We start from the raw sequence: 14,902 nt of genomic DNA, 5'->3' as shown, positions 1-14,902 counted from the left end.
TGATTAACCAAACTCGCGCAGACGGTGCGCCATTTTACGGAAGAAGGATTCCTGGCTGGCATCGCGATCCTGCCTACCGGTAATGACCACGGTCGCCGTGGTGCCGGCTGGCCACAGGGTTCCCTGCTGATCGTCGAGACGGATGCGCACCGGCACACGCTGCGCCAGTCGCACCCATTCAAGGTTGGAGTCAATGGTCGCCATGCCTTTTGCATCCTGCGTGCTGCTGGCATTTGTCACGCCCGCCGCCACGCTATCAACGGTACCTTTCAATACTTTATTGCTGCCAAGTGGCGTAATTTCAGCGCGATAACCCGGACGCACGCCTTCCAGCTTGGTCTCTTCCATATAAGCCAGCACGTAAAAGGAGTGTTGTTTGACCAGCGCCACCGCCGTAGAGCCACGGGTAATAAATTCACCGGAATAGACGTTAAGGTTAGTCACCCAACCGTCGGCTGGCGCACGGATAACCGTACGTTCGAGATCGAGTTTTGCCAGATCGCGGGTCGCCTGCGCCTTCGCAAGCTGATGTAATACGGTTTGCAGCACGTTATTCGACTGGTCAATCTCTTCGCGGGACATGGCCTGAACGCCAAGACGGTTACGACGCCCCGCCTCCTGACGTTTTTCCTGCGCCAGAACCTGATAATAAGCGACATCCGCTTCGGCTTGTTCGAGGGCCTTTTTATAGCGCGGTTGGTCGATGGTGAACAGGACCTGATCCTTTTTCACCAGTTGGTTATCATGCACGTTAACGTTGGTAATCAGACCCGCAACGTCCGGCGCAATGGCGACGACTTCGGCACTAAAACGCGCATCACGCGTCCACGGCGACTCGGTGTAGAACACCCATGCGCGAAAAATAGCGATGAAGGCCAGAATGACCAGTATCACGGTAATGGCCGTGCGGGAGAGTTTTCTTGTTAGTGTTTTCACTTCAACCTCAAACGAACAGGCGCGTTATTAAATAGAACAGGCAGCAATACAGCGCGGTGTTAAACAGAGCCGGATGCCAGACAAAATCATAGATGCCAGTTGGAACTAACACCCGGCGCACCAGCCAGAAAATCGCCAGTGACAAAAGCAACTCGAAAAAAATCGGTGGGAAGGAAAGACCAAACACCACGATAACGGGAAAGAAACTCATGTTGACCTTGATAGCTAAGAGAGTGCAGGCGATCGTTTATTGAGCGTATGTCACCGCAGAGAAGGGCAAGGATGAGCCAGGCGAGAGCGACATAGCTGTTATTTGAATAATAATATATTAACGTAACTGTTATGCTGTTATCTATATTATGTGATCTAAATCACTTTTAAGCCAGAGTGAACAATGGAACGATTAAAACGTATGTCGGTGTTCGCCAAAGTTGTCGAATTTGGCTCCTTCACCGCCGCCGCCAGACAGCTGCAAATGAGCGTTTCATCGATAAGCCAGACGGTATCAAAACTGGAAGATGAACTGCAGGTTAAGCTGCTAAACCGCAGCACACGCAGCATTGGGCTGACCGAGGCCGGAAAAATTTATTATCAGGGCTGCCGTCGCATGCTGCACGAAGTGCGGGATGTTCACGAGCAGCTTTACGCGTTTAACAACACGCCGATCGGTACGCTACGGATCGGCTGTTCTTCAACCATGGCACAAAATGTCCTCGCCGGGCTGACCGCAAAAATGCTGAAAGAGTACCCAGGGCTGGCGGTCAATCTGGTCACCGGCATCCCTGCCCCGGATTTAATTGCCGATGGTCTGGACGTGGTTATCCGCGTGGGTGCACTACAGGACTCCAGTCTTTTTTCACGTCGTCTGGGGACTATGCCGATGGTGGTTTGTGCCGCAAAAAGTTACCTCGCCCAGTTTGGCATCCCGGAAAAACCCGCCGATCTCAGCAACCATTCATGGCTGGAATACAGCGTTCGCCCGGATAATGAATTTGAGCTAATCGCCCCTGAGGGGATTTCTACCCGTCTGATCCCGCAGGGACGCTTCGTGACCAACGATCCAATGACGCTGGTTCGCTGGCTGGCTGCGGGCGCAGGTATCGCCTATGTCCCGCTGATGTGGGTGATCAATGAGATCAATCGTGGTGAGGTAGAGATCCTACTGCCCCGCTACCAGTCAGATCCGCGTCCGGTTTACGCGCTGTATACCGAAAAAGACAAGCTGCCGCTCAAGGTCCAGGTGGTGATTAACTATCTGACAGACTATTTTGTCGATGTGGCGCAGCTGTTTCAGGGGATGTACGGCAGGGGCAAAGAGAAATAGAGAGATTGTAGGCCGGATAAGGCGCTGACACCGTATCCGGCAAGATTCCCGATGGCACTGATGCTTATCGGGCCTACATCATAATGTTACGCGGTACCGCCTACGGTAAGGCTATCCACCTTCAGCGTCGGCTGACCCACGCCTACCGGCAGGCTCTGCCCTTCTTTACCGCAAACGCCGACGCCGTTATCCAGTTTCAGGTCGTTGCCCACCATCGAAACCTGCTGCATCGCTTCAATACCGGAGCCAATCAGCGTCGCGCCTTTTACCGGCCTGGTCACTTTACCGTTCTCAATCAGATACGCTTCAGACGTTGAGAACACAAACTTCCCGGAGGTGATATCCACCTGACCGCCGCCAAAGTTCGGCGCATAAATACCGTATTCGACAGATTCGATAATTTCTTGCGGCGTGGATTTTCCCGGCAGCATATAGGTGTTGGTCATACGCGGCATCGGCAAATGCGCGTAAGATTCGCGACGTCCGTTACCGGTCGGCGCCACGCCCATCAGACGCGCGTTCAGCTTGTCCTGCATGTAGCCTTTCAGAATACCGTTTTCAATCAGGACGTTATACTGGCCTGGCGTACCTTCATCATCAATGGCCACTGAGCCACGGCGATCCGCCATGGTACCGTCATCCACGATGGTGCACAGTTCTGATGCCACCAGCTCGCCCATATGACCGCTAAATACCGACGTCCCACGACGGTTAAAGTCACCTTCCAGACCATGACCTACCGCTTCGTGCAGCAGCACGCCAGGCCAGCCTGCGCCCAACACGACCGGCAGAGCACCTGCCGGAGCGGCTACCGCAGAGAGATTCACCAGCGCCATGCGCACGGCTTCTTTCGCCCATGCGTCAGCGCGGACTTCGCCGTCAAGGGAGCCAAGGAAATAGTCATAGCCAAAACGACCGCCGCCGCCGCTGGCGCCACGTTCACGTTTACCGTCATCTTCAACCTGCACGCTAACGGACAGGCGCACCAGAGGACGAACATCGGCCGCCAGTGTGCCGTCGGTAGCAGCAACTAAAATCAGCTCATAAACGCCGGTCAGACTGGCGGTCACTTCCTGCACGCGTTTGTCAGCAGCACGCGCAACGTTATCAACGCGGCGCAGAATATCCAGCTTCTCTTCGCGGCTCATGCTTTGCAACGGATCAACCGAGGTGTAGAGCGCCTGATGCTCTACCGCCCCCAGCGTTTTGACTTTACCGTCACCGTTATCACGCACGATGGTACGGGCGGCGTGAGCACTTTGCTCCAGCGCCAGCAGGCTTATCTGGTCCGCATAGGCAAACCCCGTTTTTTCGCCGCTAATGGCACGTACGCCTACGCCCTGATCGATGTTGTAAGAACCATCTTTAATGATGCGGTCTTCTAAAACCCAGGATTCGTGATAGCTCGACTGAAAATAGAGATCGCCGTAATCAAGACGGCGTTCGGCCAGTTGGCCCAGAATGGCAAACAGATCCTGATGTTTCAGGCCATTCGCCGCTAGCAATTGTTCACTTACCAGGTTCAGACTCATCGTTTTGCTACTCATTAGTTACTGCGGTAGAAGATCTATGTAGTGAGATTGGGGTAATTACTCGCCCCCGTCAAATCATTGCTGGCTTTCTTTACGCGGCTGGCGCAGAACTTCGTTAATCTGCGGTTTATCAACCGGACCGGTGATGCGGTAGCGCAGAATCGAGACTTTGCTCCACAGCGGCCCCAGAACTTTACTGGCGGCAAACACCGCCGCGCCGACAATCGGGTTGACGGCAAACGCGGCGGCCACCCCCACGGTGGCAGAAATTTCCGGCGCCACCACGGCTTCCATATTCAGTTCACGGCGCACCAGATTCACCGAGCCTTTCATGGCAATATCGGCTTCCAGACCATCCACCAGCGTATCGTCGGTATGCATCACGCCATCTTTGATCCACGCCGTGCTGCGAATGGAGTCAAAATAGAAGCCTTCATTAAACGTATCGCTAAAATCGAAACGCAGTTTACGTAGCAGCGCATCAAAGCTCAGCAGGCGCAGCAACTGTCCCGCATGTCCGGTACTGAGCTCGGTAAGCTCACCTTTGCCCAGACGGGTACGTAAAATGCCATTTAGCGACGCTTCATCCGGATCCCAGGGCGGGTTACGCCAGTGCAAATCGTACTCTACGTTGAATGGGGAGTTGCGGATCGGGGTCGATACGCCAAAGAAACCGGCAGCGGAATCAATTTTATTGCCGTTCAGTTTTCCCTTCAGCGACGTGCGCTCATTACCCGGTGCGTTAACCCATTCACCGTCAACGGTCAGTCTGGCAAAGCCCGTATCCAGCAGGCCATTACTCAAGGTCAGCGTATCGCCGTTGATTGCAACGTCGGCGTCAATACGCCCGTATTTCTGCCCCCACATCCAGCACTCTTCGCAGCGTAACTGAACGTCCGGCCAGCCACGGAAGCTGACACTGTTGATCGCGGAAAACGGCGAGGCAGGCGTTGCATTCGGCGCGGGCTTTGCAGCACTCGGGTTGTAATAGAGATACTTCACGTTGGCCAGCCACGGCGCGTTATTACGCATCGCCAGCGTCGCGTTGATCTCACGCCCCTGCGCCTGCACTTTGCTGCCATTCGACGACGGCTCAGACACAATGCTGAGATTGTTCCACTGCTGGCCGCCCAGCGATAATGACGGCGTGCGTACCGTGATACGCTGCGGGAAATTCGCATTTGCGCCAACGTTGTCCGCCGCGCCTTTGCTAAACAACGCCAGCCATTGCGCACCATCCATTGGCGGAAGATTAAGTTCAATGCCTTGCTGCTCGGGTAAATCAGGTACCGTACGGCTTTCCGACGTCCAGATGGCACGGTCAAGCGTCAGTTTCTGATTCAGCAACCAGTGGCTGTTAAAATGGTTTTTATTCCCTGCGTTACCGGTCAAATCGAAGCTGCGCAGGTTGCCGTCGGCCTTCACGTTTAACGGCAGAGACTCGCCGGCCACCTTATTCAGCGGCGCAGGTAAGTGACTGCTTACATTCTTCAGGTCGCCCTTTAGCTCAATGTCGTAGGTCGCCCCGGCATGGTATGGAAGATCGATACCTACTTTGCCATTCCACGCCATGCTACCGCTTAAGGCCTCATTCACCTGTGCAGGCAGTATGCCCATGCGGGCTGGCTGCCAGTTGCCATCCATATTCACGGCAACCTGATAGGCTTTAGCGCCTTCGGTGGTGGAAAAGTCGACATTTAGCGGCTGATTAAACCAGTTGGCCGTCATCGGCTCACTCTTGAGATCGCCGTTGATAAAGCTGAATTTGCCGTTCAGGTTCTTTAATGTACTGTCGAGTGGCTTAATAAACAGGCTGTTATTACGCAGGTTGACATCACCTTTGGCGGTCACCAGCGAACCATCAAGCGGGATATCCAGATGTAAGCGAGCATTCACATCGCCGTCAATCTGGAGCTGCTCCAGCGTGGCGCCCAGCGAATCCTTCAACGGTGTCTCATCAAAATACGGCCCGACCGCCTTTCCCGGACCATTGATATCGGCATCAATCAGCAGCTTTTCTTTTGCGTAGTCGGGAATATTGGCCGTCAGGTTGCTGGCTCTGACCCCACCTAAATTGACGCCGTCGGTCTTCATCCACAGGCCATTATTAATGAAGTTCAGCTCAATGTTGAGATTGGTAAGCGCTGGCCAGTCAGGCTGGAAAGCAAACTTAGCATTGCGCAGCGGCACCAGCACCTGAAACTGCCCTTCATTGTGTAGATACGGGAACAGATGCGGGTTCCCGCCGTACACCAGCGTGGCGTTATCCGCTTCACCGCCCTGAATCGCACCGCTGAGGTAGTCGACCAGGTCTTTACCCATCAGGTTTTCCGGGAAATAGCGCCAGGCCTGAGAGCCGTCGTCGGTGCTGATCCCCGCCAGAATGCCCAGCCACGGCTCATCACCTGTCGGCTGCAGATAACGAAAGCCGCCACGCGCATGGACGGCTTTTGCTTTAACATCAATATTTCGCCCGTCCAGCTGAAAACCTTTGTCATTCTTCAGCCAGCTTAACGTCGCTACGCCATCTTCTATTTCCAGCGGCGCGCGGAAGACGGTTTCATACGGCATTTTTGCCTGCTTCATGGAGACGGTAAGCGCACCGTTTTCAACGCTACCAGCAAGCGTACCGGAGAAATGCTCGGCTCCTGGTAACAGCTCCCACTGTTTCCAGGCCAGATCGGTCCACGAGGACTGGAAGCGGGTTTTTTCTGTCGCCTGTAACGGGATATCCAGCGCCAGCGTATCTATTTTGCCGCTCGGCTGCGTGGCCCGCCAGATGTCGCCCAATTCAGGAGAGAGCTTTGCCGCCATGGGCCGCAGCCCTTCCAGCCCCGCTAACTCGAGATTACTGGCACGAATACGCAGTTCATCGCTGCGTTTGTTATTCTCGCCCCCTACTTCCTGCTCGGGGATCCAGGCCAGGGTAAGTGCGCCACTCGGCCAGGGTTTGTCATCCATCGTGATACGCGTATCCGGGATCGCGAACACCCAACCGGGCTGTTCGCGGCTGATATGCGCGGTCAGGTTATCAACGGAAAGCGTGTGCGTGGTATTGTCACCTTTCCAGCTTGCCCCGCCTTTCTTCAGCCAGACATCGCCACTGGAAATTTCGCCTTTGCTGAGCGTCATCCACCCTTCCAGGCTAAAGCGCGCCGTTTGCAGCGCGACGTTATCCTGCATCCATTTCCCCAGCCACGGTTTGACGTCGATATCGTCTGCCTGTAGCCAGACCCGGCCATTATTCAGCAGCCCTTCGTCATCACGCAGATCCATCCGCACCTGCATGATGCCGTGCTGCCCGGTCAGGCTGGAGAGGCTAACCTGGCCTTCGGCGCGGTGCCTGTTTTTTCCGTTCAGCCAGGTAAGCTGAGGGATCGCCAGCTCCGCACGCTGACCAGAAAGGGTCAAGAAACTGATTTGGCTATCGCGGAGATCGAAATGATCAAACTGACGCAGGAACAGATCGCTGATACGCCCGGGTTCAACGCCGTCGTCATTGTCGCTACGCTGGATAGGGGTATTGGTATGCAACTGGAGTTGCCAGAAGGTGAGATCGCGAAACTGCCAGCGCATGTGCAGCAAGCTTTGCCAGACATCCAGCGCCAGCGTGACGCGTTTGACCGAGAATTCGCCACCGTCTTTTAGCTGAGTGTGGATATCACGGGCTTCAAGGGTGGGACCAAAATTTTGCCAGTTGGCGGAGAGCTGACTGGCAGAAACGGCCATACCGGTGGCTGACTCAATCTTGCTGAGGATCGTGGGACGCCAGCTATCGAGATGCGGCAACGCAAGGCGCAGAGCACTGACCAGCAGCGCTGCGACAACGACGAGCGCGGCTCCAGTGAGCAGTAAAATCCCCGGCAATCGCCTCACGCATCTCTCCTTGTCTGCCAAAAAATGTGACTCAAAATACCGTTTTTCCGGATGGCGGCGTGAACGCCTGATCCGGCCTGGAAGGCATCGCCATCAGGTGTTTAACTACATCATAACGACGTCGAACTGCTCCTGGTTATAGAGCGGTTCGATTTGTACTTTAACCTGTTTGCCGACAAAGATTTCCACTTCCGCCAGCGCGTGTGACTCTTCACCTTTCAGGGCTTCAGCCACTGCCGGAGAAGCATAGACCAGGAAACGATCGGAGTCGTAAGCATGATGGACGCGCACAATCTCGCGCATAATTTCATAGCAGACGGTTTCGACCGTTTTGACCGTGCCGCGTCCGTGGCAGGTTGGACACTCGTTGCACAGCACGTGTTCCACGCTTTCACGCGTGCGCTTACGCGTCATCTCCACCAGCCCCAACTGTGAAAAGCCGTTAATGCTGGTTTTCACGCGATCTTTACTCAGCGCCTGCTCCAGAGAGTGCAGCACCCGACGGCGGTGATCTTCATTACTCATGTCGATAAAATCGATAATGATAATGCCGCCCAGGTTACGCAGACGCAGCTGACGCGCGATAGCCTGCGTGGCTTCAATGTTGGTATTAAAGATAGTGTCATCGAGATTACGATGCCCAACAAACGCACCGGTGTTGATATCGACGGTGGTCATGGCTTCGGTTTGATCGATAATCAAATAGCCGCCGGATTTCAGCTCAACCTTGCGTTCCAGCGCACGCTGAATTTCATTTTCCACATCAAAGAGATCGAAAATGGGCTGTCGTCCGCTGTAGTGTTCCAGCTTGCTGGTCATCTCAGGAATGTATTCTGCCGTAAACTCCAGCAACGCTTCGTAAGTCAGGCGGGAGTCCACGCGGATCCTGTCAAGCTGGGCATCAGCGAAATCACGCAGTACGCGCTGTGCCAGCGCCAGCTCGCCGTACATCTGGTATCGCGTTTGCGGGCGCTTTTTGCGCTCCATGACCTTAGTCCAGACGCGCTTAAGGTACGCGGCATCCGAGGCCAGATCGTCTTCGCATACGCCTTCTGCCGCCGTGCGAATAATAAATCCGCCCTGCTCATCGCAGTAATCCGCCACCACTTTTTTCAGGCGTTCGCGCTCGGTTTCGCTTTCGATACGTTGAGAAACCCCAACGTGCGAGGCACCAGGCATAAAGACAAGGTAACGAGAAGGCAGCGTGATATCTGTCGTCAGGCGGGCGCCCTTGGTACCCAGCGGATCTTTGACCACCTGTACCATCAGGTCTTGTCCCTGACGAACCAACTCGGAGATGTCACGCACGGTGAACTGCTTCTGTTCTTCACCCGCTACGCATTCGGTGTGCGGCATGATGTCTGAAGCGTGAAGAAATGCGGCTTTATCCAGCCCAATATCTACAAAAGCCGCCTGCATACCCGGAAGTACACGACTTACACGACCTTTGTAGATATTGCCTACGATTCCGCGTCGCGCCTCACGTTCAATATGAATTTCCTGCAGAATACCGCCATCAATGTACGCCACTCGTGTTTCCGAGGGCGTTACGTTTACCAACAATTCAGCCGTCATGTTTATCCCTTTTTTCACGCAGTGCGTTAAAATTGCTCAGCAACTCATACGTTTCTACCAGCGGTAAGCCGACCACGGCGTGATAGCTGCCATTTATCTTCCTGACAAAACAGCCACCCAACCCTTGAATACCGTATGCACCTGCTTTATCCATTGGTTCACCGCTGGCAACGTAGCCCGCAATGTCCTCATCGGTTAGTGCTCTGAACGTTACTTCTGTTACCACCAGGCAGTCCAGACTGTGCTGACGATCGGCTAATGCCACCGCTGTCATCACCTGGTGTGTTTTGCCAGACAGCTTGCGGAGCATTGCGACTGCATGCGCGGCATCGTGCGGTTTTTCCAACACTTCGCCATTCAGGATAACAATGGTATCCGCACCCAGCACCGGCAAATCTCGCGCGGCCAGTGCAACGCCTGCCTGTGCCTTTTCACGCGCCAGGCGAACAACATACTGCTGCGCGCTCTCTTGCGGATGCCGCTGTTCCTCAATTCCCGGAACCAGTCGCTCAAAGGAGACACCAAGCTGAGTCAACAATTCCTGACGGCGCGGGGAACCTGAAGCCAGATACAGAGTATTCATATCAACCTTATTGCACCGCAAACTGCTGGCGGACTTTACGCATCAGTAAGAATAGCCATGGCCAAAGCACACCATTAACTACACTACTCCAGAACACTTCGGGTCTGAAAGAGACGTTGATCACTAAAAACTCGGCCCAGAAAACAATAATATCCACGACCAGTGATAGCAACATAACCACCAGCGCCTGCTGCCAGAGCGCCAGGTTACGGAATAGCTGAAATTTCAGCGCGACCAGATAGGCAATGATACTCATCGACAAAGCCCGCACGCCAAGCGTGGAGCCGCTAATGAGATCCAGTATGGCACCCACCACAAATCCTGTGCCCACATTTACGCGATGCGGCAGTGCCAGGATCCAATACAGCAAGATGAGCAGCACCCAGTTTGGCCGGTAAACAAGAATGTCGTCCGGCCAGGGCATCACTTGCAGTAAAAGTGCAATAAGGAATGAGAGCCAAATAACCCAACGTCCCTGGCTACGATAGCTTGCCACTTACTGCCCTCCCGGCTTACGCGGAGAAGGTGCTGGCGCCGTTGTCGTCGCAGGAGTCGGAGTCACGCCTGTTGCTGGCGCAGAAACTGGCGCAGGCGGGCCCATCGCGTCTGGTGCAGGCAGGACCTGTGGCATCATTTGCATCAGACGTTCATTGGCTACGCGATGCACCTCTTCCGGCGTCATCGGATTCGCGCCATTACGATCCGCGCCCCACAACAACAGCAAATAGCGCAAACGCTGTAAGCCTGCCGTTGGACGCGCCTGAATCACGGTGTAAGCACGCTGAGTATCCAGCTTAACAGAAGAGACAACGCCAACCGGATAACCTTCAGGGAAGCGACCGCCCAGACCGGAGGTCACCAGCACGTCACCAACACGAATGTCGGTATTGGCTGGCAGATGCTCGAGCTGCAGATCGTCCGTACAGCCGTTACCGGCAGCAATCACGCGGATATCGTTACGCAATACCTGGATGGGTAGCGCGTGGGTAGCATCGCAAATCAGCAGCACGCGGCTGGTCAGTTTTGCCACGGCAACGACCTGACCGACTACGCCTTTATCGCTGATGACCGGCTGACCTTCATAGACGCCGTTCACGCTACCTTTGTCGATCACAACCTGATCGCTGTAAGGGTCATTAACCGTCGAGATGACCTGAGTGACCATCTTTTGTTCATCCTGACGCAGCGGCGATCCCAGCAGCTCGCGCAAACGCGCGTTCTCCTGTTTATATTGCCCCAGCATCAGCAGATCGCTGTTTTTCAGCAACAGTTCCTGGCGCAGCGCCCGGTTTTCAAGTTCGAGTTGGTCACGCGAGGCCAGCGTTTGCGACACGCCGTCGAGTAATTCACGGGGACCATTAGAAATAAAATAGAAAGGACTGACGGCGGTATCCATGTACGTTCGGATTTGGCTAAACGTACCCAGGCGGCTGTCGGCAATAATAACGCCGAGCGCCACCAACACCGCCAGAATAAGGCGAATCTGTAGCGACGGGCCACGGCTAAAAATTGGCTTCATAAGTTTGCGTATTCTCGTATCAGATTCGGCAGGGCAATCGGATGTTAACCCTGCCGGTACCCGATTACTCTTCGCTGAACAGGTCGCCGCCGTGCATATCGATCATTTCCAGCGCTTTGCCGCCGCCGCGCGCCACACAGGTCAGCGGATCTTCAGCGACAACGACTGGAATACCGGTCTCTTCCATTAACAGACGGTCAAGGTTACGCAGCAGTGCACCACCACCGGTCAACACCATGCCGCGCTCGGAGATGTCAGACGCCAGTTCTGGCGGACACTGTTCCAGGGCAACCATTACCGCGCTCACGATACCGGTCAGTGGTTCCTGCAGCGCTTCCAGAATCTCGTTAGAGTTCAGGGTAAAGCCACGTGGAACGCCTTCGGCCAGGTTACGCCCGCGAACTTCGATCTCACGCACTTCGTCGCCCGGGTAAGCCGATCCGATTTCGTGTTTGATACGTTCAGCGGTAGCTTCACCGATCAGGGAGCCGTAGTTACGACGCACATAATTAATGATGGCTTCATCGAAACGGTCACCACCGATACGCACGGAGGAGGAGTAAACCACACCGTTCAGGGAGATAACGGCGACTTCAGTAGTACCACCACCGATATCCACCACCATAGAACCGGTTGCTTCGGAAACGGGCAGACCCGCACCAATCGCTGCAGCCATCGGCTCTTCGATCAGGAACACTTCACGCGCACCAGCGCCCTGAGCGGACTCACGGATAGCACGACGTTCAACCTGAGTTGCTCCAACCGGTACACACACCAGCACGCGCGGGCTTGGGCGCATAAAGCTGTTGCTGTGCACTTGCTTGATAAAGTGCTGGAGCATTTTTTCAGTCACGAAGAAGTCAGCGATAACGCCGTCTTTCATTGGGCGAATTGCCGCAATATTGCCCGGCGTACGACCCAGCATCTGCTTCGCATCATGACCTACGGCAGCCACGCTTTTCGGCGAACCGGCACGATCCTGACGAATGGCCACAACGGAAGGCTCATTCAATACGATGCCTTGTCCTTTTACATAAATAAGGGTATTCGCGGTACCCAGGTCAATGGACAGGTCATTGGAAAACATGCCACGAAATTTTTTCAACATACTAAGGGATAATCCTGAAAGCTGGGGCGGAAAACAAAATCCGCTTACTTTACCAACCACACGCAGCAGCGACAAGGCGGAAAAATCATCTGCTACGGTGAAAATTAGTGCAGTTCGTTTCCTTTGTTACAAAACCGGCCTGAGTCCATCAGGGCTGAAAAAATCAGCAGCACTCCTCGCTTTTGTTTGCAACCTGTCAAAGGTCATTCACCTGCATGTTTGCTGTTACATCCTGGCGAGCAGACAAGCACACCCCCAGAAGGCACAGCGCGCGTTATTCTACGTGAAAACAAATTAAACGGCAGGTTAAACCGAATATCTTTGCGAATATTTTTTCACGTTTGTGTCAAGTGGCTGTGATGCAGCAAAAAAATCACCTTGCCCACCCATCACTCCACGTTCTGTCAGCGTACGCCACTCGCTACGCGAACGAACGCCGGTGGCATAAACCTGCGTTGGCGTGCCTGAACAGGCCTCCACCAGGCTCTGAACCAGCAGTTGGTTCTCCGTGCGCTTATCAATATTCCTCACCAGGCTTGGGTGAAGCTTCAATAATTCGACGTTGATTTCTTTAATCCAGCTGGTACTCACCAGCGTCAACCCTGCCTGCGTTACGGCAATACGGACACCAAGCGCATCCATCAAACGGATAACGGGCTGTAACCGGCTGATGTGTTGACAAACATCTGCCTCAGCAAGTTCAATAATTATGCGTTTACGAAGCGATTTTTCGCACTGCATCAAAGTATCACGCAGCCAGCGCTGAAAACGCGGGCGGATAAGTGACTCAACCGTTGTCTGCATCGCCAGGTTTTCCTGCGGCCAATAACCCAGGAGCAGGATCAGACGGCTAATCTGCAAACGATCGTACTCTTCCGCCAGGCCAAATTGCAGCACCATCGGCATATATTCCGCCGAGATAACTTCTTCGCTGCCATCAAAAATACGGCACATTAATTCCCGATGATGTACCCGCCCTTCATTCGTCACCGCCGGTTTTTGATAAATTCTTGGGCCGCCGCGGCTAAGCATCTGCTCAATAAGCGTGCGCCAGCGTACATTACCCCGACCTTTTTCCGGCAATGAGTCGTCATAAACTGACCAACTGTTTCCTCCCTGTAATACCGAATTACGGGTTGCCACTTCAGCGTGCTCCATCACCTGTTCCGCAGACTGACCGCTGCGACAGACGCAAATACCAATATGAATCATATCGGCACGATCGATTTTTTTGTTAGCCGGAAGGGCATCAACCGCTTTTAACAACTGCCCGGCGATGCTTTCCGCTTCTTTCAAGGTGCGGTGCGGCAGCAGGATGGCGAAATCGCTACGGTGGTAGCGTGCCAGCAGCGCCCCCGGATAGCGCGTAATAAAGGTCGACAATAAATTGATCAGCGTTGAGATTTGTTCTTCCGCAATGTCAATTCCCCAACTGTCACGCAAAAGCGTAAAGTCTGGCAGGCGCACCATCATCACCACGCCGTGGGCCCCCACTTTCTCCTGATCTTCCAGCAGCGTCGCCAGCTGATTATCAAAGAATAAACGGTTACTCAGCCCGGTTTTTGTATCCTGTGCCACATACGATCGGATAAGCGTATCCAGTCTGCTTCGCTGCTCACGTGCATTCTGAATTTCGGTAAGCAGCATATCGAGCGCACTGCTGGTACGCGCAGGCCATTCATACACCGTTCCCCGCACGTTGGGCCCACGTTCACCGTTCAGGATCCGCGTTGAACGAATCTCCAGCAGTTCCTGACCGGAAAGCTGGCGCTGTAGCCAGCGCACCGACAAAAATAGCATCAGGATAATAAAACCAATCGACAGCGTGAGCGGTGCGGTGGTCATCAGCGAATGGAAATAATTGCCCATCGGATCCTGATACACCAGGCGTAGTGACATCCCCGGATGCTTGACCAATGGCACGGTGATATCACGATACAGGTTGTTTGTTCCCGCCGGACGATAGCTGCTGGTGCGGGAATGGCTATAAACCGGATTTTCCCCTTGCAGCAACTCAACGCGAACGATATCAACCGACATCATCAGCTCGTCTATTTGCGGCGTTAAGGCGATAAAATCTCTAGAGACAAGATGCGTGTCGATCGCCGTCGCGACGGCCTGAACGCGACTGGTGAACTTATATTGGATCGCATTGTAGAAACTCAGCGAGCAGCCGATCAGCGTCACGAAGATCGTTAACCCTGTGAGCAGCGTGACAAAAGCTGAAAATTTCGTCGTTAATCGCATCCTTGTGTTAACTCCGACAGTTATGAATCAGATATGAAAATAGAAAAGCGACACGAAAATGCAAAAATGAACGCGAAATCCGCCAATTTACATAAATAATGTGGGCATACTACCAAATCAGGTGTATCTGGCAATTTATTGCGCAGAATCGACATCACGTTTTGATTAGCGAGTATAGTCTTCATAATTAATTTTCCAATCC

12 protein-coding genes are annotated in these 14,902 nt (G+C 53.9%); 2 read left to right on the top strand and 10 right to left on the bottom strand.

The window, feature by feature from the left end:
* Positions 1-3: 3 nt before the first annotated feature.
* Both aaeA and aaeX read right to left on the bottom strand, forming a co-directional pair.
* The gene (gene aaeA, locus JQ822_RS07800; RefSeq protein WP_213133013.1) at positions 4-936 is read right to left on the bottom strand and encodes a p-hydroxybenzoic acid efflux pump subunit AaeA; all 933 of its coding nucleotides are present in this window, start codon (positions 934-936) and stop codon (positions 4-6) included.
* Between the two features lie 7 nt (positions 937-943).
* Complete coding sequence (gene aaeX, locus JQ822_RS07795; protein WP_213133012.1) at positions 944-1,147, bottom strand: p-hydroxybenzoic acid efflux pump operon protein AaeX; 204 nt, start codon at positions 1,145-1,147, stop codon at positions 944-946.
* Between the two features lie 183 nt (positions 1,148-1,330).
* Here aaeX and aaeR point away from each other — a divergent pair, with 183 nt between their 5' ends.
* On the top strand, positions 1,331-2,260 hold the full coding sequence (gene aaeR, locus JQ822_RS07790) for an HTH-type transcriptional activator AaeR (RefSeq protein ID WP_213133011.1): 930 nt from the start codon (positions 1,331-1,333) through the stop codon (positions 2,258-2,260).
* 86 nt (positions 2,261-2,346) lie between these two features.
* Here the strand turns inward: aaeR and tldD are convergent, their stop codons facing one another.
* The 7 genes from tldD to mreB form a co-directional block, all read right to left on the bottom strand.
* Positions 2,347-3,792: a metalloprotease TldD gene (gene tldD, locus JQ822_RS07785; protein ID WP_213133531.1), complete on the bottom strand. Its 1,446-nt coding sequence runs from the start codon at positions 3,790-3,792 to the stop codon at positions 2,347-2,349.
* Between the two features lie 75 nt (positions 3,793-3,867).
* Positions 3,868-7,668 (bottom strand): AsmA2 domain-containing protein YhdP, encoded by a 3,801-nt coding sequence (yhdP, locus tag JQ822_RS07780; protein WP_213133010.1) that lies wholly within the window; start codon positions 7,666-7,668, stop codon positions 3,868-3,870.
* 105 nt (positions 7,669-7,773) lie between these two features.
* Positions 7,774-9,243 carry a ribonuclease G gene (gene rng / locus JQ822_RS07775; protein WP_096755470.1) on the bottom strand — a complete coding sequence of 490 codons (1,470 nt, stop codon included), beginning with the start codon at positions 9,241-9,243 and terminating at the stop codon, positions 7,774-7,776.
* A complete protein-coding gene (locus JQ822_RS07770) occupies positions 9,233-9,826 on the bottom strand; it encodes a Maf family protein (RefSeq protein WP_213133009.1) in 594 nt (197 codons plus the stop codon). The genes rng and JQ822_RS07770 overlap by 11 nt, the downstream gene beginning before the upstream one ends.
* Before the next feature lie 7 nt (positions 9,827-9,833).
* Positions 9,834-10,322, bottom strand: a complete 489-nt coding sequence (gene mreD / locus JQ822_RS07765; protein ID WP_103928680.1) for a rod shape-determining protein MreD — start codon at positions 10,320-10,322, stop codon at positions 9,834-9,836.
* Complete coding sequence (gene mreC, locus JQ822_RS07760; protein ID WP_213133008.1) at positions 10,323-11,345, bottom strand: rod shape-determining protein MreC; 1,023 nt, start codon at positions 11,343-11,345, stop codon at positions 10,323-10,325.
* Positions 11,346-11,409: 64 nt separating this feature from the next.
* The gene (gene mreB / locus JQ822_RS07755) at positions 11,410-12,453 is read right to left on the bottom strand and encodes a rod shape-determining protein MreB (RefSeq protein WP_000913396.1); all 1,044 of its coding nucleotides are present in this window, start codon (positions 12,451-12,453) and stop codon (positions 11,410-11,412) included.
* Between mreB and JQ822_RS07750 the strand changes: the two genes are divergently transcribed.
* Positions 12,431-12,751, top strand: a complete 321-nt coding sequence (locus JQ822_RS07750; protein ID WP_153880057.1) for a hypothetical protein — start codon at positions 12,431-12,433, stop codon at positions 12,749-12,751. The genes mreB and JQ822_RS07750 overlap by 23 nt on opposite strands.
* 8 nt (positions 12,752-12,759) lie before the next feature.
* On the opposite strand, the gene csrD is transcribed toward JQ822_RS07750, so the two are convergent.
* Positions 12,760-14,700: an RNase E specificity factor CsrD gene (gene csrD, locus JQ822_RS07745; RefSeq protein WP_213133007.1), complete on the bottom strand. Its 1,941-nt coding sequence runs from the start codon at positions 14,698-14,700 to the stop codon at positions 12,760-12,762.
* Between the last annotated feature and the right edge of the window lie 202 nt (positions 14,701-14,902).

It is taken from the genome of Citrobacter sp. FP75, from assembly GCF_018342065.1.
Lineage (GTDB): Bacteria > Pseudomonadota > Gammaproteobacteria > Enterobacterales > Enterobacteriaceae > Citrobacter.
The sequence above is the reverse complement of the archived record's forward strand: the minus strand, read 5'-3'. Positions and strand labels throughout refer to the sequence as shown.